Genomic DNA, 24,468 nt, shown 5'->3' on the forward strand with positions numbered 1-24,468 from the left:
CATCACCCGATCACGCCGGACGCCCGCAGCGCGGCGATCTCGTCCTCGCCCAGCCCCAGCCCGGTCAGCACCTCGGCGGTGTGCTCGCCGACCGCGGGCGGCGGGGTCGGCGTGGCCGCGGGCGTGCGACCGAAGCGCGGCGCGGGCGCGGGCTGCGCCACCCCCGCGACCTCGACGAACGTCCCCCGCCCGGCGTTGTGCCCGTGCCCCGGCGCCTCCCCCGGCGCCAGCACCGGCGCGAGGCACGCGTCCGTGCCCTCCGCGAGCGCGGCCCACTCGTCCCTGGTCCGGGTCGCCACCGCGGCGGCGATGCGGGCCCGCAGCTCCGGCCAGTTCGCCGGGTCGTGCCGGCCGGGCAGCCCGGCGTCGGCGAGCCCCAGCACGACCAGCAGCTCGGCGTAGAACTTGTCCTCCAGGGCGCCGACGCTGACGAACCCGCCGTCGGCCGCCTCGTACACGTCGTAGAACGGCGCGCCGCCGTCCAGCAGGTTCGTCCCGCGCGCGCCCGGCCAGGCGCCCACCGACGACATCCCGTGCACGAACGTGGTCAGCAGCGCCGCGCCGTCGACCATGGCGGCGTCCACCACCTGCCCGCGCCCGGACCTCCCCCGCTCGTACAGCGCCGCCAGCACGCCCAGCGCCAGCAGCAGCCCGCCGCCGCCGAAGTCGCCGACGAGGTTGAGCGGCACGGTCGGCGGCGCGCCCGCCCGGCCGATCGGCTCCAGCGCGCCCGCCACCGCGATGTAGTTGATGTCGTGCCCGGCGCGGTCGGCCAGCGGCCCGTCCTGGCCCCAGCCGGTCATCCGGCCGTAGACCAGCCCCGGGTTGCGGGCCAGGCACTGCGCCGGGCCGATGCCCAGCCGTTCGGTCACGCCGGGCCGGAAGCCCTCGACCAGCACGTCCGACTCCGCGACCAGGCGCAGCACCAGCTCGGCGCCCTCGGGTCGGCGCACGTCCACGCCGATCGAGCGCCGCCCGCGGCCGAGCAGCGGCACCTCCGTGCCGCCGCCGACGCGGTCCACCCGGACCACCGACGCGCCGAGGTCGGCCAGCACCATGCAGCCGAACGGCGCGGGCGCGAGACCGGCCAGCTCGACGACCTTCAGCCCCTCCAGCGGCCCCGGCACTAGAGCGACCTCGCGATGATTTCCTTCATGATCTCGTTCGTCCCGCCGTAGATCTTCTGCACCCGCGCGTCCGCCCACGCGCGCGCGATCGGGTACTCGGCCATGTAGCCGTAGCCGCCGAACAGCTGCACGCACTCGTCCACCACCTGGCACAGCCGCTCGGTGGCCCACCACTTGGCCATCGCGGCGGTGGGCACGTCGAGCCGGCCCGCCAGGTGCTCCTGCACGCACTCGTCGACGAAAGCCCTGGTCACGCGGGCCTCGGTGGCGCACTCGGCGAGCTTGAACCGGGTGTTCTGGAACTTGATCAGCTCCCGGCCGAACGCGGTGCGGTCCTTGACGTAGGCCACCGTGAGGTCCACCGCCGCCTCGATGCCCGCGATCGACGCCACCGCGATGATCAGCCGTTCCTGCGGCAGCTGCTGCATCAGCTGGATGAACCCCTGGCCCTCGCCGGTGCCGAGCAGGTTCGCCGCGGGCACGCGGACGTCGTCGAAGAACAGCTCGGCGGTGTCCTGGCCGTGCATCCCGATCTTGTCCAGCACCCGGCCCCGGCGGAAGCCCGCCGCCTGGGCGGTCTCCACGACCAGCAGCGAGATGCCGGTCGCGCCCTGGCCGGGGTCGGTCTTGGCGACCACGACGACCAGGTCGGCCTGCGCGCCGTTGGTGATGAACGTCTTCGAGCCCGACAGCAGGTACTCGTCACCGCGCCGCAGCGCCCGCGTCTTGATGTTCTGCAGGTCGGAGCCGCCGCCGGGCTCGGACATGGCGATCGCGCCGACGTACTCGCCCGAGGCCATCTTCGGCAGCCAGCGCCGCTTCTGCTCCTCGGTGCCGTAGGCGTTGATGTAGTGGGCGACGATCCCGCTGTGCACGCTGTTGCCCCACGCCGTGTCGCCGCACCGGGCCTGCTCCTCCAGCAGCACGGCCTCGTGCGCGAACGTGCCGCCGCCACCGCCGTACTCCTCCGGGATGGACAGGCACAGCAGGCCGAGCCCGCCCGCCTGGCGCCAGAAGTCCCGGTCCACCTGCTTCTGCGCGGCCCAGCGCTCCTGGTGCGGGACGGCTTCCTTCTCGAAGAACGTGCGGGCCAGCTTGCGCAACTGGTCCAGGTCCTCGGTCATCCATGCGGAACGGCGAGTTGGCATGTCCCGACGGTCCCACCGGCCGGCCCGCGCCGCCATGACCGCAGCGCGCTGCGTCCGGGTTGATCGTGAGCGCAAAAGTCAGTGTCCGTCGTCGCCGCCGCGCGGCGACGGGCGAGGTCGCGCGGACTTGCGGCACACTGGGGTATGCGACTGCGGCGGCTCGGGCCCGACGACTGGGCGACGTGGCGTGACATCCGGCTCAGCGCGCTGGGCAGCGACCCCGAGGCGTTCGGCTCGACGTTGGCCCTGGAGCGGCGGTTCGACGAGGCGCGGTGGCGCGAGCTGCTGACACCGGAGCGCGGGGTGAAGGTCGTCGCCGGGGACCCGGAGCCGGTCGGGCTCGTCGCCGGTGTGCCGCACGAGGTCGACCCGACCGTGCTGTACCTGTACTCCATGTGGGTCAAGCCGGAGTTCCGGCGGCGGGGCGTCGGCGAGGCGCTGGTCGGCGACGTGCTGGCGTGGGCGCGTGAGCACGGGTGGGCGCGGGTGCAGCTGCGCGTGTTCCGGGGCAACGACACGGCCCGGCGGCTGTACTCGCGGCTGGGGTTCGCCGGCGAGGGCGAGATCATGGACCACCGGCTCGCCCCGGTGAGCTAATAAGTCACCTCGGCAGGTCATGGGCAACCGAGGCCGCGCTGCCTACCGTGGAGTACATGAGCGAAGCCTTGATCTTCGACGCGGTGCGCACACCGCGTGGCAGGGGAAAGCGCGGTTCGCTGCACAGCGTCAAGCCGATCACCCTGGCTTCCGGGGTGCTCGCGGCGTTGGCGCGGCGCAACGACCTGGACACCTCCGCCGTGGACGACGTGGTGTTCGGCGTCGTGTCGCCGGTCGGCGAGCAGGGCGCGGACATCGCCCGCACGGCGGTGCTGGCGGCCGGGTGGGACCTGCGGCCGGCGGGCATGCAGCTCAACCGGTTCTGCGCGTCGGGCCTGGAGTCGGTGAACCTGGCCGCGGCCAAGGTCGCGTCCGGGTTCGAGGACCTGGTGGTGGCGGGCGGCGTCGAGTCGATGTCGCGGGTGCCGATGGGCTCCGACGGCGGCGCGTGGATGGCCGACCCGGAGACCAACATGGCGGTCAACTTCGTGCCGCAGGGCGTGAGCGCGGACCTCATCGCCACGCTGGAGGGGTTCAGCCGCGAGGACGTGGACGCGTTCGCGCTGCGCTCGCAGCAGCGGGCCACGCTGGCCCGGGACAAGGGGTACTTCGACCGGTCGCTGGTGGCCGTGGTCGACCAGAACGGCTCGGTCGTGCTCGACCACGACGAGGCGATCCGCCCGGAGACCACGCTGGACGGGCTCGGCAGGCTCAAGCCGAGCTTCGCGTTCCACGGCGACCTCGGCTTCGACGCGGTGGCCATCGACCGCTACCCGACCGTGGAGCGCATCGACCACGTCCACACGCCGGGCAACTCGTCGCAGATCGTGGACGGCGCGGCGGCGATGCTGATCGGCAACGAGCGCACCGGCCGCGAGCTGGGCCTCACGCCCCGCGCCCGGATCATCGCCACCGCGATCGTCGGCTCCGAGCCCACGATCATGCTGACCGGTCCCGCGCCGGCCTCCCGCAAGGCGTTGGACAAGGCCGGGCTGACCGTCGAGGACATCGACCTGTTCGAGATCAACGAGGCGTTCTCGTCGGTGGTGCTGAAGTTCCAGCGCGAGCTCGACCTGCCCGACGAGAAGGTCAACGTCAACGGCGGCGCGATCGCCATGGGCCACCCGCTCGGCGCGACCGGCTGCATGATCCTCGGCACCCTGCTCGACGAGCTGGAGCGCCGGGACCTGCGCCGGGGTCTGGCCACGCTGTGCGTGGGCGGCGGCATGGGCATCGCGACGATCATCGAGAGGGTCTGATGGCTATCCACTTCGAGCGGGACGACGAGGGCGTCGTCACCCTCACGATGGACATGTCCGGCTCGGCGAACGTGATGAACGCCGAGTACCACCAGGACATGGGCGACGCGGTCACGCGGCTGGAGGCGGAGCGCGACGACATCACCGGCGTGGTGCTGACGTCGGCCAAGAAGACGTTCTTCGCCGGTGGCGACCTGAACCTGCTGATCACGATCACGCCGGAGAACGCGGCCGACGCGCTCGGGTTCCTGGAGGAGATCAAGGGCCAGCTGCGGCGGCTGGAGCTGCTGGGCAAGCCGGTCGTCGCGGCGATCAACGGCAGCGCGCTCGGCGGCGGCCTGGAGATCGCGCTCGCGTGCCACCACCGGGTGGCCCTGGACGACGACCGGATCAAGCTCGGCCTGCCCGAGGCGACCCTCGGCCTGCTGCCCGGCGGCGGCGGCGTGACCCGGATGGTGCGGCTGCTCGGCGTGCAGCCCGCGTTGCCGCTGCTGATGGAGGGCAAGCAGCTGCGGCCGGCGCGGGCGTTGCAGGCCGGGATCGTGCACGAGCTGGCGTCCTCCCGCGAGGAGCTGATCGCCAAGGCGCGCGCGTGGATCAAGGAGAACCCCGCGCCGCAGCAGCCGTGGGACAAGCCGGGGTACGCGGTGCCGGACGTGCGGGTGGGCGACCCGAACCTGTACGGGCTGCTCGCCGCCGCGCCCGCCGTGCTGCGGAAGAAGACGCACGGCGTGTACCCGGCGCCGGAGAAGGTGCTGGCCGCCGCCGTCGAGGGCGCGCTGGTGGACTTCGACACCGCGCTCAAGATCGAAGCGCGGTACTTCCTGGAGCTGGCCGCGGGCCAGGTCGCCAAGAACATGATCACCACGTTCTGGTTCCAGCTGAACGAGATCAACGCGGGCGGGTCGCGGCCGGCCGGGGTCGAGCGGTCGACGGTGACCAAGGTCGGCGTGCTCGGCGCGGGCATGATGGGCGCGGGCATCGCCGAGGTCACCGCCAAGGCCGGGATCGAGGTCGTGCTGAAGGACGTGACGCTGGAGGCGGCGCGGCGCGGCGCCGGCGACACACCGGGCATCACGCCGACCGACTCCGACGCCGACCTGGCGGGCTGCGACCTCGTGATCGAGGCGGTGTTCGAGAACCGCGAGCTGAAGAACCGGGTGCTGCCGTCGGCCGAGGCCTCGGCGCTGCCGGACGCGGTGATCGCGTCGAACACGTCGACGTTGCCCATCACCGGGCTCGCGTCGGCGGTGGGCGACCCGTCGCGGTTCATCGGGCTGCACTTCTTCTCGCCGGTGCCGAAGATGCGGCTGGTGGAGATCATCCGCGGCGAGAAGACGTCGGACGAGACGTTGGCGCGGGCCTTCGACTACGTGCTGCGGATCGGGAAGACGCCGATCGTGGTGAACGACAGCCGCGGCTTCTACACGTCGCGGACGTTCGGCACCTACGTGACCGAGGCCGTCTCGATGGTGGCGGAGGGCGTGTCGCCGGCGTTGATCGAGAACGTGGCCCGGCGGGCGGGCATGGCCGTGGGCCCGCTCGCGGTGTCGGACGAGGTCACGCTGACGTTGCAGCTGAAGATCCGCGACCAGGCGTTGGCCGACGACCCGGCCGCGGCGGGCGCCTTGGGCGAGCACCCGGCGTTCAAGGTGCTGGAGGAGCTGGTCGCGGAAGGACGCACGGGCAAGTCCGGCGGCGCGGGGTTCTACGAGTACCCCGAAGGCGGCCGGAAGTTCCTCTGGCCGGGGCTCTCGCGGTACGCGCGGGCCGACGCGGGCGTGACCGAGCAGGACGTCGAGGACCGGTTGCTGTTCATCCAGGCGTTGGAGACGGTGCGGTGCCTGGACGAGGGCGTGCTGACGTCCGTCGGTGACGCGAACGTGGGCAGCGTGTTCGGGTTCGGGTTCGCCCCGTGGAGCGGCGGCACCGTCCAGTTCGTCAACTCCTACGGCCTCACCGGCTTCGTGGAGCGCGCCGACTACCTGGCCGACACCTACGGCGAGCGCTTCCGCCCGCCGACCTCCCTGCGCGACCGCGCCACCACCTCCACCCCCTTCTAACCCGCGTGTCCTACGTTCGGAACGCGCGTGTCCTACGTTCCGGTACCCCATGTTGAACGCTCAGGGTCGTCAGGCCTGTTCTGAACGTTCAACATGGGTGTTCCGAACGTAGGACACGCGTGACGCGAACGTAGGACACGCGGTCAGGTGGTGCGGTAGGTGCCGGGGCTCGTGCCGGTCCACCGCTTGAACGCGCGGTGGAAGGCGCTCGCCTCGGAGAAGCCCAGGCGCAGCGCCAGCTCCTCCACCGACTCGCCGCCGCGCACCAGGCTCGCCACGGCCTGGTCGCGCAGCAGCTGCTCGCGCACCTCGCGGAACGACGTGCCCTCCGCGGCCAGCTTCCGCCGCAACGTCGGCGCGCTCATCCCCAGCCGCGCCGCCACGTTCTCCAGACCCACCACGCCGCCGCCGAGCATCCGCCGCACCTGGCTGGACGCGTCCGCGCCGTAATCGCGCCGGGACAGCAACTCGGCCGGTGAATTGCGCAGGAACCGCCTCAACGCGGCTTCGTCCTGCACTACCGGCATCCGCAGGAACCGCGCGTCGAAGGTCAACGTGGTCGCGGGTGCGGAGAACCGCAGCGGAGCGCCGAAGATCAGGTGGTACTCCGCGCCGTGCGGCGGTTCGGGATAGGCGAGGTCGACCCCGCGCAACGGGATGCGGCGGCCGATCAGCCACGACGAGAACCGGTGCCAGAGCACCAGCAGCGACTCGACCAGGAACCGGTCCGGGTCGTCGACGCCCGCCGCCGACAGGGTGAACGCGGCGACGCCGTCGTGCTCGTCCAGCGCCATCCCCGGCCGCACGTCGAACAGCTCGTAGAACGCCAGACCGCGCCGCAGGGCGTCGTCCAGTGACGCGCAGTGCACGGCGAGCAGGCACATGGTCGGGAACGTGCCGCGCTTGCTCGGCCGCGGCCCCAGGCCCATGAACTCGTCGTCCAGCGCGTCCCAGAGCGCTTGGACGAGCTTGGTGTACTGGGCTGGAGTCACGCGGGCGCGCTCGTCGGAGACCAGGGCCTCGCCGATGCCCGCGGTCGCGAGCAGCCGCGTGACGTCGACGCCACGCCGCACGGCGCCACGCAGCGCGGCGTTGACGTAGTGGATGGCGATGGTCCTGGTGAGCATCACTCACAGTGTGCAGCACGGCGGGCCGCGGGCCGTGAGCGGCGGCGCGGAACGGGGAGAGAAAGCGCCGCGCCGCCGCCAACGGTGGCCCACCCCAGTGAGCCGGCTCCTCGTCGATGGGGCATCCGCCCGCCCATCCACGAGGGACGTTGTGCCCCCTACTGTAGGTGGTCTAGACCAGATACGTCAATACGGCGAAAAGGCTATAAATGGACCAGACCACCGCGCATTTGTTTCCCCTATGTGTCAGCCCTGTTCCAACGGGGCCACCGCGAAACCGGCGGAAAACCTCTTGCACCAGATCACGACGCTGCGGACGGTGCTCAAGTCGGTGTCGGCGGGCACCGCGTACACCTGGTTGCCGCGATTCGCCTTCAGTTCACCCAGGTTCGTGAAACCGGAGCCGAAGGCCGTTTCGGGCGAGTCCGACGGCTTGTCCGACAGGTACACGTAGAGGTCCGGTCCGTCGCTCGTGTCCAACGCCTCGAACTGCACCGCGTGACCGCCCTCGGGCAACCGGACCAACGTGGCGCTCCCGGTCGTCGCGTGCTCCAGCGAGCGGAACGGCCCGGAGGCCAGCGCGACCGGGCCCGGGGGCGGGGCGGGCGTCGTGGTGACCGGGACCGACGTCGTCGACCCGGCCGCCGAGGTCGTGGTCGTGGTCGAGGCCGGCAACAGCAGCGCCTCGTCGGCCGTCCGGTCGGTCAACAGCCGCCACGGCTGGAACAGGTACAGCCCCACCACCAGGGCGACCACCAGCACACCGGCCACACCGATCACCACTACCCGCTTGGACATCTCACGCCTTTCCGGAGTCGACTGCTACCGGACAACTCTGGCGAACCGGACGCCGGTTGGCGGCCGGAACGCGATTACGAAGTTCTGACGTCTGCCGTCCCGCGTTGTTAGGGTCGCCGGGTGGGTGAACGGGCCGGGTTGGCGATCGTGTGCGCGCTGATGCTGACCTGCGCCGCCCTCGGACCCTTCCCGCACCCGGTGCCGCTGCTGTTCGTGATCGCCGCGGTCGGCGCCGCCAACGCCGCGTTCCCGCTGATGCGCACGTTCGGGTCCGCGCTGCTCGGCGGGGTCGCGGCGGCCAGCATCGGCCTGGCCTCCGTGCCGTACGTGACCTGCTCCTCGGACAAGTTCACGAACGTGTTCACCTGCACGGGTGACGCACCGACCTGGCACATGACCGGCGCCGTGCTCGTGGCCGGGCTGTCCGGCGCCGGTCTCGTGCTGGCCCGGGTGCTGGGCACGGCGGTGCTGGAACGCAGGCTCGCCGCCGGTCCGGACCGGGCCGGGCGCCGGTGAGCGTGACGTGGCGGCAGGTCGCGGCGTGGCGCACCCGCAGGCACTTCCTCGACGCCCGGCGACCGGCCGGCGAGGCGTGGGAGGTGGTCTCGCGGCTGTGCGGGCTGCACGCGCAGCTCATGCCCTCGGCCGAGGCGACGTTGCGCGCACGCGTCGACGGGCTCGCGGACGACGCCGTCGACCGGGCGCTGTGGACCGACCGCACGCTGGTCAAGACGTGGTCGATGCGCGGCACGCTGCACCTGCTGCCCGCCGCCGAGTACCCGCTCTGGCAGGCCGGGTTCGCCACCTACCGGCACTACCTCAAGCCGGTGTGGCTGCGGAACTTCCACATCGGCGCCGAGGAGCTGACCGCGCTGGTCGACGCGGTGGGCGAGGCGTTGGCGGACCGCGTGCTGACCCGTGCCGAGCTGGCCGACGAGGTCGCCGCGCGCACGTCCGCGCACATCGGCGAGAAGCTGCGGGAGAGCTGGGGCGCGTACCTCAAGCCAGCGTCGTTCCAGGGCAGGCTGCTGTTCGGGCCGGGCGAGGGCCGGTTCGTCCGGTTCACCGCGCCGCGCACGTGGCTCGGGGTCGACCCGGCGGGGGCGGGGGCGGGCGCGGTCGAGGAGATCGCGTTGCGGTTCCTGGCCCAGCAGGGGCCCGCGACCAGGGAGGACTTCGCGCGCTGGTGGGGTGTGAGCCCGGCCGACGGCGGGCGGGTGTTCACCGCGCTCGGCGACCGGATCCAGCCCGTCGACGTCGAGGGCGCGCCGCACTGGGCGCGGGCGGAGGACGTCGCGGGCCTGCGCGCGGCGGAGCCGGTGAAGACCGTGCGGCTGCTGCCGGCGTTCGACCAGTACGTCGTCGCAGCAACACGCCACGCCACGCACCTTCTCGATGGTGGGACACCCGAAATGGTGTACCGACCGCAGGGATGGCTGTCTCCCGTACTCATGGTGAACGGAATGCTCGCCGGCGTCTGGTCGCAGGAGCGCAGGGGCGGCCGGGTGGTCGTCACCGTCGAGCCGTTCCGCTCGTTGTCCGCTGCGGCACGGAAAACCGTGCTCACCGAGGTGGACCGGATGACGGACCCGACCGAGGTGCACTGGGTCGGGTGAGACGGGTCCGGCGGGCTGTACTGTTCAGCCGCTCACCGTTGCGCCACAAGTGCGTTCTGTTAGGAGGCTTGCTGTGCGGGTGCTGTGGGCCACGTGCGGCTTGGCCGTGGCGGCGTCGGCGCTGGTCGGTGTCCTCATCGGGGTGTACCTCGACGGGGTGACCGACGAGCAGCAGGCCGACACCCCCGCCTCGACGTGGATCACCGATCGGCCGACGACCAGCAGCGTCACCACGCCGCCGAGTTCCGCCACCGCGGACGCCATCTCGTCGCCGGCGAGCTCGACCACCGCGGTCCGGACCACCACGACGACGACGCCACCACCGGCCGCGCCGCCGCCACCGGAGACGTCGACCGAGGCGCCGCCGACGACCACCACGACCACGACGGTGAAGAACACCGAGTGGCCGTGCAGCCCGCTCAACCCGCTGCCGCCACCGCACTGCCGGGACTGAGCGCCGGAGGGCCATCCCTCACGTCGCCGAAACGCCCGCGTCCCCGCGCCGCAACCTGGGCCGTCCAGCCTGGGCGCATGGACACCACACCGAACACCTGGCGGCTGCGCGTCGAGCTGGACGACAGTCCCGGCGCCCTGGCCCGGGTGACCATCCGGCTGGCGCACCAGGACTGCAACGTGCTGGCGCTGTCCGTGATCCCGGTGCCCGGCGGTGTGCTGGACGAGCTCGTGGTCCAGGCCGCGCCCGGTCTGCTGCCCGCGGACCTGGTGGACGCGGTGCGCGCCGAGGGCGGCCGGTGCGTCGGCATCACGGCCGCCGACCTGCGCGACCTGGTCGACGCGCCGACGGCGGCGTTGCGCGCCGCCGCGCTGGCGCTGCGCGACCCGAACGCCGTCGGCGAGGCCCTGCGCGTCGTGATGGGCGCCGACTCGGTGGTCGTCAAGCCCGCCGAGCCGGGCGCCGCCCTCGAGACCCGACCCGCACCCCACCGCGAGGTCGACTTCCGGGCGGGCGGGTCCGCGGCGCCGGAGGAGGCGCCGGCCTACGCCGTCAAGCGCGGCTGGTCGCCGTTCACGCAGGTCGAGCTGGCCCGGGGACAGGCGTTGATCGACCTGCTGGCCGCGGCCGGCGCGGCGGAGCCCCGGCCGACCGCGCTGCTGACCGACGACGGCATGGCGCTCGTGCTGCGGGCCGGCCGCGCGGGCGACGAGGAGGCGCTCGCCGAGCTGCACTCCCGCTGCTCGATGGGCACCCTGTTCAGCCGGTACCACTCGGGCCTGCGGACCGTGCCGAGGCGGTGGCTGCACCGGCTGCTCACCCCGCCGCGCGGCAGCACCGCGGTGGCGCAGTGCGCGGACCGGGTGGTCGCCCTGGGGCAGCTGATCCCGACGTCCAGCCCCGACTGCGCCGAGGTGTCGTTGCTGGTGGAGGACGAGTGGCAGGGCCGCGGGGTGGGCACCGCGCTGCTCGGCTCGCTGGCCGGCGCGGCGCGGGCGGCCGGGTACCGGGAGCTGGTCGGCTGGTGCCTGCCGGCGGAGACCGGTCTGGTGCGCACCGCGGCCCGCGCGGGGCTGCCGACTTCGGTGCGCCGCGAGGACGGGTTGCTGCGGGTCGCGGTCGCCACCGGCGGTTCGCCCGTCACCGGTCCGGGTCGTCTTGAGAGCGCTTCCCGGCAGGTCGCCTCCGGCTAAGCTGGGTTCGTAGCGCGATCGTCGAGGAGTGGTGCTCGTGTCGGTTCAATCGCACTCAGGCGCGCGGCCCACGTTGGAGGACGTGGCGGCCAAGGCCGGCGTCTCCCGTGCGACGGCGTCGCGGGTGCTCAACGCGTCGCCCAGAGTGAGCCCGGAGGCGCACGAGGCGGTCACGGCGGCGGTGATGGAGCTGGGCTACCAGCCGAACCAGGCCGCGCGGGCGCTCGTGACCAGGCGTTCCGGCGCGGTGGCGGTGGTGTTCTCCGAGCCCGAGCCGAAGATCTTCGACGACCCCCACTTCGCGTGGCTGATCCGCTCGGCGGCGCGGTCGCTGGCCGACGCGGACGTGCAGATGGTGCTCATGCTGGTGCACTCGACGCAGGACCAGGCCCGCGCCGAGCGGTTCCTGGCGGGCGGGCACGTGGACGGCGCGTTGTTGTTCGCGCCGCACAAGGGCGACCAGCTGCCGACGGTGGCGCGCAAGCTGCCGCTGCCGGTGGTGTACGCGGGCCGGCCGTGGGGCTCGCTGCGCGGGCTGCACACCGTCGACCACGACAACGAGGGCGGCGGACTGCTCGCCACCGAGCACCTGATCTCGTTGGGGCGCAAGAAGATCGTCTCGGTGACCGGTCCGCTCGACGAGCACTCGGCGATGGACCGGCTGGCCGGGTGGCGCACGGCGGTCGGCGCGGACGACGAGACCACGGCGTTGATGACGGCCGACGGCGGTTTCTCCCGCGAGGGCGGCAAGAAGGCGATGGAGGCGTTGCTGGGCCGCGTGCCGGACCTGGACGCGGTGTTCGTCGCGTCGGACCACATGGCGGCCGGTGTGCTGGACGCGGTGCGCGAGGCGGGCAAGCGGGTGCCGGAGGACGTGGCCATCGTGGGGTTCGACGACCACCCGATGATCGCGCCGCACACCACGCCCTCGTTGACGAGCGTGCGGCAGGACACCAGCGCGCAGGTCCGCCACATGGTGACCCACCTGCTGCGGCTGCTGCGCGGCGAGACGATCCGGGCGCGCCGCGAGGTCCTGCCCACCACGCTGGTCCGCCGCGAGTCCGCGTAGCGGGGCAGGTCGGGCCTGCACGGGGCCGGCCGCGGGCGGGTGAGCGCCGGGCGGGGGCCGCCGCGGCGACATGCGGCCCCCGACCGACAGGTCACGGCAGGTCGTGCCCGGCGGCCGGGACGGCGTTGGCGCCGATCACCCCGGCCAGCGTCCTGCCGCTCCGCTTCACCGTGCGCACCTGGGTGTCGTAGTCCACGTGCACGATGCCGAACCGCTGGCTGTACCCCGCCGCCCACTCGAAGTTGTCCAGCAGCGACCAGGCGAAGTACCCGCGCACGTCGACACCCGCCTCGACGGCCCGGTGCACCGCGCGCAGGTGGTCGACCAGGTACCGGGTGCGGTCCTCGTCCACCACCTCGCCGTCCTCGACCACGTCCGGGAACGCCGAGCCGTTCTCCGTGACGAACAGCGGCAGGCCGACCTCGCGCTGGAGGCGTTCCAGCAGCGCGGTGAGGCCGGTCGCGTCGATCTCCCAGCCGAACCCGGTCACCTCGCCGCGCGCCGGCAGGAACTCGACCCCGCGCAGACCCGGGAACGGCCCGCCGCTCACCTCCAGCGGGTCGGCCGTGGCGGCGACGCGGGTCGGGGCGTAGTAGTTCACGCCCATCCAGTCGATCGGCGAGGCGATCACGTCCAGGTCGCCCTCGCGCACCACGGCCGTCCAGTCACCCAGCCACGCGGTGTCCTCGACGACGTCCTGCGGGTAACCACGACCGGCCAGCGGGTCGAGGAACAGGCGGTTCTGGAGGCCGTCGACCTTGCGCGCCGCGTCGAGCTGCGAGTCGTCGTCCACCGTCAGGGCGCAGAAGTTCAACACGATGGAGAGCTCGTGGTCGTCCGGCGCCTGGTCCCGCATCACCTGCACGGCCAGGCCGTGCCCGAGCAGGAGGTGGTGCGCGGCCTCCAGCGACGCCTTCGGGTCGACCACCCCGGGCGCGTGGATGCCGTTGGCGTACCCGAGGAACGCCGAGCACCACGGCTCGTTCAGCGTGGTCCACTGCCGCACCCGGTCGCCCAGGTGCTCGTGGGCCAGCGCGGCGTACTCGGCGAACCGGTAGGCGGTGTCGCGGTTGCGCCACCCGCCGTTGTCCTCCAACGCCTGCGGCAGGTCCCAGTGGTACAGCGTGACCACGGGCTCGATCTCCCGGCTGAGCAGCTCGTCCACCAGCCGGTCGTAGAACGCCAGCCCTCTCGGCTCGACCCGCCCCGCGCCGACCGGCTGGATGCGCGGCCACGCCAGCGAGAACCGGTACGCGCCCAGCCCCAGCTCCGCCATCAGCTCCACGTCGGAGGGGTAGCGGTGGTAGTGGTCGCACGCCGGGTCACCGGTGTCGCCGCCGAGCACCGCGCCCGGCGTGGCCGCGAACGTGTCCCAGATCGAGGGGCCGCGGCCGTCCGCCGTCGTCGCACCCTCGATCTGGAAGGACGCCGTCGCCGCTCCCCACAGGAAGCCCGGTGGGAAGCGCAGCACGTCCCGCCGGACCTCGGTGTCCGGGTCGGTTGTCGTCATGTACGAGTTCACCCCTTCACAGCGCCCTGCATGATCCCGCCGACGATCTGTCGCGCCAGCAGGATGAAGATCCCCACCACCGGCAGCACCGCGAGCGACGCGCCGGAGAGCATGAGCGAGTAGTCCGTGTAGTAACCGCTGGCCAACGTCGACAATGCCACCTGCACCGTGGGGCTGTCGTTGGGGTCGAGCACGATCAGCGGCCAGAAGAAGTCGTTCCACGCGGTCATGAACGTGAACATGCCCATCACCGCCGCCTGCGGGCGCACCGCCGGGAACGCCACGTGCCAGAACGTCCGCAGCACCGAGCAGCCGTCCACCCGGGCCGCCTCGACCAGCTCGTGCGGCACGGACTCCTCGCACGCCTGCCGCATCCAGAACACCGAGAACGCGCCGATCAGCGCGGGCACGATCACCGCCTGGAGGGTGCCGTACCAGTCGAGGTCCGACATCAGCATGTAGAGCGGGATGACGCCCAGCTGCGTCGGCACCATCGAGGTGCCGACCACGACCAGGAACAGCGAGTTGCCGCCGCGGAACCGCAGCCGGGCGAACGCGAACCCGGCCAGCGTGCCCAGCACGACGTTGCTGATCGCCACCGTGCCCGCCACCACCATCGAGTTCTGCATGGCGAGCCAGAAGTCGACGGTGTCGAACACCCTGGTCAGGTTGTCGAACAGGTTCCCGCCCGGCACCAGCGACGGCACCGCGTCGCCCAGCGCGGAGTTGTCCTTGCTCGCGATGAGGAACGAGTAGTACAGCGGGAACACCGACGCGACCAGGATCACCACCAGCAGCGCGTAGGCGATCGGCCCGGAACGGGTGTGGCGCGTCGCGGTCACCGGCCTCACCCCTTCGACGCGATGCGCCGCGCCACCGCGAAGTTCACGACCGCGACCACCAGGATCACCAGGAACAGCACCCACGCGATGGCCGAGGAGTAACCCGCGTCGAACAACCGGAAGCCCTTCTCGTACAGGTACATCACCAAGGTCTGGAACTGCCGGTCGTCGCCGCCGGTGCCGGTGGCCGTGCCGCCCGGGTCGAACAGCTGCGGCTCCACGAACAGCTGCATCCCGCCGATCGTCGACACGATGACGGTGAACAGGATCGTCGGCCGGATGCTCGGCACGGTGATCGACCAGAACACCCGCCGGCGCGACGCGCCGTCCAGCATCGCCGACTCGTACATGTCCTTGGGCACCGACTGCATCGCGGCCAGGTAGATCAGCGCGTTGTAGCCGGTCCAGCGCCACACCACCATCGAGCTGATCGCCAGGTGGGACGCCCACGTCTCGGCGCGCCAGTCCACCGGGTCGACGCCGACGACGCCGAGCAGGGCGTTGACGACGCCGAAGTCGCGGCCGAAGAGCTGCGCGAACACCAGCGCCACCGCGGCCACCGAGATCACGTTCGGCAGCAGCACGCCCGCGCGCCAGAACGCCCGGCCGCGCAGGCCCCGGTCCAGCAGGGCGGCCAGGCCGAGCGCGGCGAACAGCTGCGGGATCGTGGAGAGCAGGAACAGGCTGACCGTGTTGCCCAGCGCGTTCCAGAAGTGCCCGTCCGACAGCAGTTCGGCGTAGTTGGCCAAGCCGGTGAAGCCCTGGTCGCCGTCGATGAGCTGCCAGTCGTGCAGCGAGACCCACGCGGTGTGGAGCAGCGGGTACAGGCCGAAGACCCCGAACACCACGAAGAACGGCGCGATGATCGCGTACGGCGTGTACTTCGTGTCGAGCCGGCCGAGCTTGTCCCGCCACGAGAGGCGTCGCGCCGGCGGCGGGGCGGGCGACGTGCCCCGCCCCGCCCCCGCCCGTTCCGGTGCGACCGTCACTTGGCCGCGTCCCGCGCTTCCCGGACCGCCTCGTCGAAAGCGTCCGAAGTGGACTGCTTGCCGGTCTCCACGCGGGAGAGCGCGTTGTTGAAGACCGGGGTCACCTTGGCGTCCTTGGTGCCGCGGTAGGTGGGCTTGAGGCTCTCCGCGGAGTTGCCGAAGATCTTGCCCACCGGCGCGCCGTTGAAGTACTCGTTGGTCGTCGCGGTGACCTCGGGGTCCTGGTACGCGGCGGGTTCGCTCGGCAGGTTCCCGGTCTCCTTGAAGATCCGCTTCTGCTGCTCGGGCGCGGTCAGCCACTTGGCCAGCTCGTAGGCCTCCCCGGGGTGCTCGGTCTGCTTGGGCACGGCCAGGAACGAGCCGCCCCAGTTGCCGCCGCCACCGGGCGCGGCGGCCACGTCCCACTTGCCCGCCGCCTCGTCGCCGGCGCCGGCCTTGATCAGCGCGAGCGCCCAGGCCGGGCACGTGGTGGTGGCGAAGGACGCCTGCTTGAGCGCGACGTTCCAGTCCTGGCTGAACGGGGCCAGCGCGCCGGTCTGCTTCTTCTCGCCCAGGCTCGCGGCGAGCGTGAAGGCCTGCTCCACCTTGTCGTTCTCGCCGCCGATGAACGAGTCGTCGGCCTTGGCGAAGTAGCCCTCCTCGGTCTGGTCGAGGATCGCCTTGTAGACGTTCTGGGCGGTGTCGACGAACTTCACGTCCGGCGTCGCCCGGGTGAAGGTGTCCGCGACCTTCAGGTACTCGTCCCAGGTCGGCCAGAGCTCGCCGACGGCGTCGCGGTCGGTGGGCAGGCCGGCGGCCTCGAACAGGTCACGCCGGTAGCACAGGGCGAGGCTGCCCATGTCGGTGCCGAGGCCGAGCACGAAGTTCCCGCCGTCGGTGGTGCCCTGGTTCCACTTCCAGGCCGCCCACTGGCCCTCCAGCTCCTTGGCGCCGTGGTCCGCGAGGTTCACGAACTTGTCCTTGGACTGGCGGAACTGCGCGATGTTGCCTTCTTCGATGGCCACGATGTCGGCCGCGCCCCGACCACCCGCGAGCTGCGTGGCGAGCTGCGTGTGGTGCTGCTCCATCTTGACCGTGCGCTGCTCGATCTCGATGTCCGGGTGCGCCGCCTGGTACTCCTTGATCAGCGTGGTGTAGCCGAAGTCGGAGAAGATCCCGATCGACAGCTTGATCTTGCCGTCGCCCGCGCCGCCTCCCCCGCCACCGCAGGCCGCCACCAGCGTGGCCGCCAGCGCCACCGCGGTGATCGACGTCGCCCGACCGCCCAGAGTCCTGCTCATCCGTCCTCCTCGACGCGCTCGCCGGGCTCGGACCCGACGCCATGAGAGCGCTCTCACAGTCGTGAGTCCCGGTCCGCGCGTCAACCCGGGAAGTACCGGTCGACACCGTTCCGCAACATTCTGAAGCGCTCTCGTGCGCCGACCGTGACGGCACGCGACTGTCCGTGAACCCGGCGGCGGGGCGTGGAAGCCGGGTGGCCCGGCCCTCGCCCGGGCCACCCCGCACCCTGTTAGAGGCGGTTCCCCGCCGGATGTGACGCGTGCTCAGGAGGAAATCTGCGACCCCTGTCGCACGGAGATCAGCCCGCGGTCAGGTTGCACGGGTGGTCCACACGCACGAGCTGACGATCTCGGAGTCCGCACTGGTCAAGCGGTACTCGTCGAGCAGGCTCGCCGATGACGGGCTGGACGCCCTGGAGGTCGCCCTGCGCGCACTGTGGGCGGTGCCGACCGACGGCCTGTCGCCGCGCCGCTTCCACCCCGGCCGAGGCGTGGCGGGTGACCGCCGAGGCGTTCGCCGCCACGGCACGACCCGCCGGGATCGCGGGCGAGGCGTTCGACGGCGCGGTCGAGCTGCTGTCGGGCCCGCCGCCGGACGCGGTGGAGCGCCAAGCCGGCCGCCTGCTGTCCCTCATGGGGTGAGGCGCCTGCCCCGCGCGGCGCGGAACCCGGTGGCCCGCTCCTCCCCCGAAGAAGAGCGGGCCACCGGGTTTCCTCACGCCTCGGCCATCCCCGCGACGACCGAGGTCCTGGCGGCGCGCCGGGCGGGTAGCGCGGCGGCCACGATCGCGGCGACCACGGCGCCGGCCAGCATCACGCCGATCTGCCCGAACGGCACGACCAGGTCGACCGCGAGGGTGTCGGTGGACAACGCCTCGGTGATCACCCAGCCGAAGCCGATGCCGAGCAGCAGCCCGATCGCCGCGCCCATCAACGCCATCAGCACCGACTCGACCACCAGCATCAGCCGCAGCTGGCCGCGCGTCAGCCCCAGCGCCCGCAGCAGCGCCGACTCGCGCGTCCGCTCCAGCACCGACAGCGTCAACGTGTTCGCGATGCCGAACAGCGCGATCACCACGGCCAGCCCGATCAGCGCCCAGATGAACCCCAGCACCTGGTTGAGCTGCTGGTTGAGCTGCTCCTTGGTCTCGGCCGCGCTGTCGAGCATCGCCAGCGGCGAGGGGTCGGTGACCTTCTCGACCGCCGCGCGCCCGTTCACGGCGCCGTCCTTGAGCTTGACCAGGATGCTGTCGTAGCCCTCGGCGGCCTGCTCGAACCGCAACGACGTCTCCATCGTCATGATCCCGTCGGACAGCCGCTGGCCCTCGACCACCGCGACCACCTTGAGGTCCTGCGCCTCGCCCCGACCCGGTTTGAACGACACCACCGAGCCGATCGACACGTCGCGGCGCTTGGCGTAGTCCGCGTTCACCGCGACCGTGCCGTCCCGGAGGTCGTCGAGCGACCCGCTGGTCACCGTCGGCCGGAACAGGCTGCCGAGCGCGTCGCGCGTGATGCCGGTGAAGTACTCGCGCTCCCCGTAGACGACGGTGGTGGGCGCGACCTGCGCCACCTCCGGCACGGCGGCCAGCTGGTCGGCCAGCTCCCGGGGCAGCGGCCGGTCGTAGACGGCGGAGGTCACCGTGTAGTCGGCGGGCATCCGCTGGTCGATCTCGGCGTTCGCGGTCTCCTTGGCGCTGTTGGCGACCACGGTCACCAGCGACACGATCGTCACGCCGATCATCAACGCCGCGGTGGTCGCGGCGGTGCGCTTGGGGTTGCGGCCCGCGTTGGCCGACGCGAGCTTGGCGGGCACGCCGAGCACCGCCCGGGGCAGCGCGCCGAGCACCCGGTTGACCGGGCCGACCAGCAGCGGACCCAGCACGAGCACCGCGGCCAGCAGCGCCATCGTGCCCGCGCCGCTGGTGATCATGGCGGCTTCCTCGTCGTCCATGCCCATGCCGAACACCACCGCGCCGACGCCGACCACCAGGAACAGCCCGGCGGTCAGCACGCGCACCACACCGGTGCGGGAGACCTCCTCGCCGCTGTCGGGCTGGCTGCGCAGCGCGGCCACCGGCGCGACCCGGGTCGCCTTGCGGGCGGGCAGCACCGCGGCGAGCACGGTGACCAGCGTGCCGACGGCGAACGCGGCGGCCACGGTCGTCCCCGTCACGGGCAGCAGCACGGCGCCCTCGCCGCCGTTGAACGAGAACATCACCCGTTGCAGCAGGGCGGACACGCCGATGCCGCCGAGCAGGCCGATCACCGACGCGGTCAGGCCCATCACCAGCGCCTCGGCCAGCACCCCGCGGAACACCTGGCCGCGGCTCGCGCCGACGCAGCGCATGAGCGCCAGCTCGCGGGTGCGCTGGGCGACCAGGATGGTGAACGTGTTGTAGATGACCATCGCCGCGACGATCAGCGCGATGATCGCGAACGCCAGCAGCAGCGACGTGAACTCGCCCGCCTGGGACTCGACCCGCTGCAACGTCTCCTCGGTCAGCTCCGCGCCGCTCTGGATCTTGAAGCCCCGGTCGCCGATGGCCTGCCGGACGTTGTCCACCACCTGCTGCTGGGTGAACCCGGCCGCGGCGGTGGCGACCACCTGGTACGGCGGGCGTTCCGGCTCCAGCGCCTGGAACCCCTCGGGGGTGAGCCCGACGTGGTCGTAGCCCGCCAGCGACAGCTGGTTCGTGCCCTGCTGGTAGGTGCCGACGAGCGTGTACGTGTGCCGCGACTCCTCCTTGCCCAGCAGCACGACCGGCTGGCCGATCGTCAGCTTGGCGGTGGAGGCGGTGCGCTTGTCGACCGCGATCTCGTCGTCCTCGGTCGGGTAGCGCCCCTCGACCAGGTCGAACTCGCGCAGCTTCTCGGTGCTCGCCAGCGGGACGGCCCACGCGGGCTTGGCCTTGCCGTTGGCCGCGACCACCGGCACCTGCTGGAAGTCGCGCGGGTCGGCGCCCGCCACGCCCGGCGCCTGCCGGATCTTCGCCAACGTCTCCGGGGTGATGCCCGGGATGTCGGTGGACTCGCCGGACGACGACCCGCCGTCCACGGTGACCGAGACGTCCACGTTGCGCGCGTCCTTGGCGAACTCGTCGCGCAGGCTCGCGTTCATGGCGTCGCCGAGCACCAGCGTGCCGGTCACGAAGGCGACGCCGAGGGCGATCGCCACCGAGGACAGCACGAGCCGCGCGGTGCGGGCCTTGAGGCCCGCGATGATCGTGCGCAGCATCAGGTCACGCCCCCAGGTGCTTGAGGGCGGACAGCACGGAGTCGGCGGTCGGGTTGTCGATCTCGCCGGCGAGGTGGCCGTCGGCCATCAGCACCACGCGGTCGGCGTAGGACGCGGCGACCGGGTCGTGCGTCACCATGATCACGGTCTGGCCGAGCTTGCGCACGGACATGCGCAGGAAGTCGAGCACCTCGGCGCCGGATCGCGAGTCGAGGTTGCCGGTGGGCTCGTCGGCGAACACCACGTCGGGCCGGGCGACCAGGGCGCGGGCGCAGGCCACGCGCTGCTGCTGGCCGCCGGACAGCTCGGTCGGCTTGTGCTTGAGCCGGTCGCGCAGGCCGAGCACGTCCACGATGGTGTCGAACCACTCGCGGTCGGGCTTGCGGCCGGCCAGTTCGAGGCCGAGCAGGATGTTGGCCTCGGCGGTGAGGGTGGGCAGCAGGTTGAACGCCTGGAAGACGAACCCGACCCGGTCGCGGCGCAGCCGGGTCAGCTCCTTGTCGCCCAGCGAGGTGATCTCGGTGCCGCCGATGTGGACGCTGCCGCCGTCGACGTTGTCCAGCCCGGCCAGGCAGTGCATCAGCGTGGACTTGCCGGAGCCGGACGGGCCCATGATGGCGGTGAACCTGCCCGCCGTGAACTCGACGCTGACACCGTCGAGCGCCCGCACGGCGGTGTCGCCCTTGCCGTACACCTTCACCAGGTTCGCGGCGGCTACAGCGGTGCGGGTTCCGACGTCGGACACCAGTGCGGACATGCTCCCTCAATTCCTCGGGTCTGGCTGACGTCGAGAAAGCTATGGGGCACGCGGGTCGGCAGGCGTCACCTCGGCGGCGGAACCGGAGGTCAACCGGCGGGATGACGGGCACTAGTCCCGAGGTCTGACGAAGCCTGCTCGACGGGCTGCCCGGGCAGGTCCAGCAGGCCGCGGTCGAACGCGTTGGCCACCGCCTCGGCCCGCCTGCTCGCGCCGAGCTTGGCCATGATCCGGCTCAGGTGCACGCTGACCGTCTTCTCCGAGATGTAGAGCTCCTCGCCGACCTGGCGGTTGGTGCGGCCCAGCGCGACCAGCTCCAGCACGGACCGCTCGCGCGGCGTGAACGGGTCCACCCGGTCACGCGGCCCGACGTCGCGCAACGCCACCCGGGCCCGCCGGGCGACCAGGTCGAGCACCTCGCGCAACGGCGCCGCGCCCAGCTCGTCGGCCACCGCGCTGGCCAGCCGCAGCTCCGCCGCGGCCTCCTCGCGCCGGTCCGCGCCGAGCAGCGCCTCGGCCAGCCGCCACCGGCAGACGGCCTGCTCGAACACCGATCCGAAGCCGAACACGTCGACCGCGCACCGCCACCGGTCCGGGTCGCCCGCGCCGGTCAACCGCGACTCCTCGGCCGCCGCGCGCGCCAGCCACGCCCGTCCTTCCGGGCCGAGCACGCCGGTGCGGGGCATCCCCATCTCGGCGGTCGTGCGCGCGTACTCGGCCAGCTCCCGACCGGCCCGCACGGCCTGCTCCTCGGCGTCCCGGTCCTTGCGCCGCCGGGCCCGCGCGGCGATCTCCACGTGCCCCGCCACGCCCAGGGCGGCCAGCCGGATGCCGGCCAGCGTCCACTCGCCCTCCTTGCGCGACCAGCTGATGGCGTCCGCGATCCGGTCCACGGCCAGTTCCGGCTGACCGCGCCACAGCGCCAGCTCCGCGCCCGTGCCGCCGGTGATCAGCGCGATCTGGAGGTCGCGGTGCCAGTCCGCGCGCAGCTCCCGGATCATCCGGTCGGCCTGGTCGAACTCGCCCCGGCCGACCGCCACGTGCGTGCCCGCCGCGGCCAGCCGCGCCGACACCGTGCTGGAGACCCGCAGGCCGGGCGGTTCGGCGGCGGTCGCCGCGCCGTCCCACTCGCCGCGGTAGTACTTGGTCAGCACCTGGAGGATGCGCAGCTCCAGGCCGAACGAGCTCCACGTCAGGCCGGTCGCCTTGGCCCGCGCCACGCCCTCGTCGAACGCCCGGCCCGCCTCGGCCAGCTCGCCGAGGTCGTAGTGGTGCAGGCCGAGGTAGTACCGGGCCCGCAGCTCGGTGGTGACCGCGTCGGCCTCCATCGCGCACGCCACCGCGTCCGTCAGGTGCTCGCGCGCCCGCGAGATCTCCCCGTCGGGCTCGTCGAGCAGGCCCAACGTGGTCAGCCCGTCCGCGACGGCCGAGTCCGCGCCGGCCGCGCGACCGTCCGCCACCGCCATCTCGGCGCGTTCACGGGCCTCCACGTACTTGCGGTCGTTGCGCAGCGCCGCCGCCCACACCGCCAGCACCCACGCGCGGGCCCGGCTCGCGGGCCGGTCCCGGACCAGCCGCCACGCCTCCTCCACCGCGTGGTACTTCTCGTCGTCGGTGCCGTCGAGCACCTGCAGAGCCTGCGCGAAGCGCCGCCACATCTCGGCGGCCTCCTCGGGGTCGGACTCGTCCACCGCGGTGGTGCCGGTCCGGGCGAACGCGATGGCCCGCTCGGGCTGGCCCGCCGTGCCCGCCGCCCACGACGCGCTGCGCAGCAGCGACAGCTCGGTCAGGCCGGCCGGCCGGTCGCCGGCGGGCACCGCGTGCCACAGCTTCAACGCCTGCTCCAGGTGCCGCAGCGACTCGGCGGGCGCGCCGGCCGCCTTGGCCTCCTCCCCCGCCTCGACCGACGCGCGCAGCGCGCGGACCAGGTCGTGGGACTCCAGGCTGTGGTGGGCCAGGGCGGCGGCGGCGCCCCGGCCGCCGGAGGACGCGAGCCGGTCCGCGTAGGCGGCGTGCAGCCGCACGCGCTCACCGGGCAGCAGGTCGAGGTAGACGGTCTCGCGCAGCAACGCGTGCCGGAACGTGTAGACCTCGGCGCCGTCGACCACCAGCACGTGGTGCTGCACGGCCTCGCGCAGCACGCCGTCCAGGCCGACGTCGTCCATCCCGGCCACGTCGCGCAGCAGGTCGTGGCGCACGGACCGGCCGCCGACGGACGCGACCCGCACCACGCGCTGCGCCTGCGGGGAGAGGCCCTCGATGCGGGTCAGCAGCACCTCGGCCAGCGTCCACGGCACCTCGCGGTCGCCGCAGCTGGCGACCGCGATCAGCTCCTCGGCGAAGAACGGGTTGCCGTCCGAGCGCTCGGCGACCTCCAGCACCACGTCGTCGGGCAGGTCGTCGGCCAGCGCGGCGACGAACGAGCGCGCGTCGATCGCGCTCAGCGGGGTCAGGTCGAGCCGCTGCACGGCGGGCAGCCGCACCAGCTCGTTGAGCAGGGGCCGCAGCGGGTGGCTGCGGTGCAGGTCGTCGGACCGGTAGGTGGCGACGACGAGCAGCCGCTGCGCGCGCAGCCGGGAGAGCAGGAACGACAGCAGGTAGCGGGTGGAGGCGTCGGCCCAGTGCAGGTCTTCGAGGACCAGCAGCACGGGCCGCTCCTCGGCCAGCTCGCCGAGCAGGCCGTGCACCGCGTCGAACAGCTGGAGCTGGCCGACGTCCTGCTCGGGGCGGCGGCCCACCAGGTGCGACGGCAGACCGGACACCGACGTGCCGCCGTCGCGGCCCGCGGGCAGCGCCAGCTCCGGCAGCAGCAGGCCGAGGGCGGGCCGGGCCGCGACGTCGAGCAGACCGGCCTGCCGCACCTGCCCCAACGCCTCGGTGAAGGGCAGGTACGGCAGACCGGTCTCGCCGACGTCGAGGCAGCGGCCGTTGAGCACGAGCGCGTCGCCCGCCGTGGCGGACAGCTCGTCCACCAGCCGGGTCTTGCCGACGCCCGCGTCGCCGGCCAGCAGGACCGCGCCCGCCTCGCCGCGCGCGGCCTCGTCGAGGGCGGCGCGCAGCCTGGTCATCTCCCGGCTACGCGCCACCAAGGGAATTCCGGAACCGATGCGTGCCACACCAGGCATGCTGTCACACCTCAGGCGGCCTCGCGGTGGCCATTATCGGCGCCGGGGGCGTCCGGGCCGGAACCGTGGCCGAGCCGCCGCCACCACGACCTCCGGGTCGGGTGCGTCCGCCGGCCGACGCGGTAGAGAGCCGCGTCCTCGCGCAGCGCGGCCTGCCGGTAGTCGATCTCCGCCTTCAAGGACTCGGGCGTCCACTCCATGATTTGCTCCTCGCGTCGTACCGCTTCTCCGGTGACACGAAGATTCGTCCTGAGGCGGAGGCGCGGGCATCGGGCG

21 protein-coding genes are annotated in these 24,468 nt (G+C 72.7%); 9 read left to right on the forward strand and 12 right to left on the reverse strand.

All coding sequences use genetic code 11. From position 1 onward, the window contains the following. Nucleotides 1-2: 2 nt before the first annotated feature. Together IOD16_RS28085 and IOD16_RS28090 are read right to left on the reverse strand one after the other, a co-directional pair. Entirely contained in the window at nt 3-1,127 is a 1,125-nt protein-coding gene (locus IOD16_RS28085) for a CaiB/BaiF CoA transferase family protein (protein ID WP_201436765.1), read from the reverse strand. Beyond that, a complete protein-coding gene (locus tag IOD16_RS28090) occupies nt 1,127-2,251 on the reverse strand; it encodes an acyl-CoA dehydrogenase family protein (protein ID WP_442978063.1) in 1,125 nt (374 codons plus the stop codon). The genes IOD16_RS28085 and IOD16_RS28090 overlap by 1 nt, the downstream gene beginning before the upstream one ends. A 168-nt stretch (nt 2,252-2,419) precedes the next feature. On the opposite strand from IOD16_RS28090, the gene IOD16_RS28095 reads away from it, so the two are divergent. The 3 genes from IOD16_RS28095 to IOD16_RS28105 are packed head-to-tail and all read left to right on the forward strand — an operon-like array spanning nt 2,420 to nt 6,194. After that, a complete protein-coding gene (locus IOD16_RS28095; protein ID WP_201436767.1) occupies nt 2,420-2,872 on the forward strand; it encodes a GNAT family N-acetyltransferase in 453 nt (150 codons plus the stop codon). A 56-nt stretch (nt 2,873-2,928) separates the two neighbouring features. Next, nucleotides 2,929-4,131: an acetyl-CoA C-acetyltransferase gene (locus tag IOD16_RS28100; RefSeq protein WP_201436768.1), complete on the forward strand. Its 1,203-nt coding sequence runs from the start codon at nt 2,929-2,931 to the stop codon at nt 4,129-4,131. Beyond that, complete coding sequence (locus tag IOD16_RS28105) at nt 4,131-6,194, forward strand: 3-hydroxyacyl-CoA dehydrogenase NAD-binding domain-containing protein (RefSeq protein ID WP_201436769.1); 2,064 nt, start codon at nt 4,131-4,133, stop codon at nt 6,192-6,194. The genes IOD16_RS28100 and IOD16_RS28105 overlap by 1 nt, the downstream gene beginning before the upstream one ends. Before the next feature lie 143 nt (nt 6,195-6,337). On the opposite strand, the gene IOD16_RS28110 is transcribed toward IOD16_RS28105, so the two are convergent. Then, nucleotides 6,338-7,321: an AraC family transcriptional regulator gene (locus IOD16_RS28110; RefSeq protein WP_123746203.1), complete on the reverse strand. Its 984-nt coding sequence runs from the start codon at nt 7,319-7,321 to the stop codon at nt 6,338-6,340. A 246-nt stretch (nt 7,322-7,567) separates the two neighbouring features. Then, on the reverse strand, nt 7,568-8,119 hold the full coding sequence (locus IOD16_RS28115; protein ID WP_201436770.1) for a DM13 domain-containing protein: 552 nt from the start codon (nt 8,117-8,119) through the stop codon (nt 7,568-7,570). Nucleotides 8,120-8,239: 120 nt separating this feature from the next. On the opposite strand from IOD16_RS28115, the gene IOD16_RS28120 reads away from it, so the two are divergent. The 5 genes from IOD16_RS28120 to IOD16_RS28140 all read left to right on the forward strand — a co-directional run bounded on the left by IOD16_RS28120 (nt 8,240) and on the right by IOD16_RS28140 (nt 12,451). Continuing rightward, nucleotides 8,240-8,635 carry a hypothetical protein gene (locus tag IOD16_RS28120; protein ID WP_201436771.1) on the forward strand — a complete coding sequence of 132 codons (396 nt, stop codon included), beginning with the start codon at nt 8,240-8,242 and terminating at the stop codon, nt 8,633-8,635. Beyond that, nucleotides 8,632-9,735: a winged helix DNA-binding domain-containing protein gene (locus IOD16_RS28125; RefSeq protein WP_201436772.1), complete on the forward strand. Its 1,104-nt coding sequence runs from the start codon at nt 8,632-8,634 to the stop codon at nt 9,733-9,735. Before IOD16_RS28120 ends, IOD16_RS28125 begins: the two co-directional genes overlap by 4 nt. 73 nt (nt 9,736-9,808) lie before the next feature. Continuing rightward, nucleotides 9,809-10,189 (forward strand): hypothetical protein, encoded by a 381-nt coding sequence (locus tag IOD16_RS28130; protein ID WP_201436773.1) that lies wholly within the window; start codon nt 9,809-9,811, stop codon nt 10,187-10,189. A gap of 77 nt (nt 10,190-10,266) precedes the next feature. Next, complete coding sequence (locus tag IOD16_RS28135; protein ID WP_201436774.1) at nt 10,267-11,382, forward strand: GNAT family N-acetyltransferase; 1,116 nt, start codon at nt 10,267-10,269, stop codon at nt 11,380-11,382. 37 nt (nt 11,383-11,419) lie between these two features. After that, on the forward strand, nt 11,420-12,451 hold the full coding sequence (locus tag IOD16_RS28140) for a LacI family DNA-binding transcriptional regulator (protein ID WP_201436775.1): 1,032 nt from the start codon (nt 11,420-11,422) through the stop codon (nt 12,449-12,451). Nucleotides 12,452-12,542: 91 nt separating this feature from the next. On the opposite strand, the gene IOD16_RS28145 is transcribed toward IOD16_RS28140, so the two are convergent. The 4 genes from IOD16_RS28145 to IOD16_RS28160 all read right to left on the reverse strand — a co-directional run bounded on the left by IOD16_RS28145 (nt 12,543) and on the right by IOD16_RS28160 (nt 17,072). Next, nucleotides 12,543-13,961 (reverse strand): GH1 family beta-glucosidase, encoded by a 1,419-nt coding sequence (locus IOD16_RS28145; protein ID WP_201436776.1) that lies wholly within the window; start codon nt 13,959-13,961, stop codon nt 12,543-12,545. A gap of 8 nt (nt 13,962-13,969) precedes the next feature. After that, nucleotides 13,970-14,803: a carbohydrate ABC transporter permease gene (locus IOD16_RS28150; RefSeq protein ID WP_123748426.1), complete on the reverse strand. Its 834-nt coding sequence runs from the start codon at nt 14,801-14,803 to the stop codon at nt 13,970-13,972. A 5-nt stretch (nt 14,804-14,808) separates the two neighbouring features. Next, entirely contained in the window at nt 14,809-15,669 is an 861-nt protein-coding gene (locus IOD16_RS28155; protein WP_236595231.1) for a carbohydrate ABC transporter permease, read from the reverse strand. 119 nt (nt 15,670-15,788) lie between these two features. Continuing rightward, a complete protein-coding gene (locus tag IOD16_RS28160) occupies nt 15,789-17,072 on the reverse strand; it encodes an extracellular solute-binding protein (protein ID WP_123746197.1) in 1,284 nt (427 codons plus the stop codon). A gap of 498 nt (nt 17,073-17,570) precedes the next feature. Between IOD16_RS28160 and IOD16_RS28165 the strand changes: the two genes are divergently transcribed. Next, complete coding sequence (locus tag IOD16_RS28165; RefSeq protein ID WP_201436778.1) at nt 17,571-17,714, forward strand: hypothetical protein; 144 nt, start codon at nt 17,571-17,573, stop codon at nt 17,712-17,714. A gap of 73 nt (nt 17,715-17,787) precedes the next feature. Here the strand turns inward: IOD16_RS28165 and IOD16_RS28170 are convergent, their stop codons facing one another. The 4 genes from IOD16_RS28170 to IOD16_RS28185 form a co-directional block, all read right to left on the reverse strand. After that, a complete protein-coding gene (locus tag IOD16_RS28170) occupies nt 17,788-20,310 on the reverse strand; it encodes an ABC transporter permease (protein WP_201436779.1) in 2,523 nt (840 codons plus the stop codon). Between the two features lie 4 nt (nt 20,311-20,314). Then, on the reverse strand, nt 20,315-21,067 hold the full coding sequence (locus IOD16_RS28175) for an ABC transporter ATP-binding protein (protein ID WP_123746195.1): 753 nt from the start codon (nt 21,065-21,067) through the stop codon (nt 20,315-20,317). Between the two features lie 89 nt (nt 21,068-21,156). Further along, complete coding sequence (locus tag IOD16_RS28180) at nt 21,157-24,192, reverse strand: helix-turn-helix transcriptional regulator (protein ID WP_201436780.1); 3,036 nt, start codon at nt 24,190-24,192, stop codon at nt 21,157-21,159. Nucleotides 24,193-24,203: 11 nt separating this feature from the next. Beyond that, the gene (locus IOD16_RS28185; protein ID WP_201436781.1) at nt 24,204-24,392 is read right to left on the reverse strand and encodes a hypothetical protein; all 189 of its coding nucleotides are present in this window, start codon (nt 24,390-24,392) and stop codon (nt 24,204-24,206) included. Between the last annotated feature and the right edge of the window lie 76 nt (nt 24,393-24,468).

Source organism: Saccharothrix sp. 6-C (assembly GCF_016695385.1).
In the GTDB taxonomy this organism is placed as follows: Bacteria; Actinomycetota; Actinomycetes; order Mycobacteriales; family Pseudonocardiaceae; genus Actinosynnema; species Actinosynnema texasense.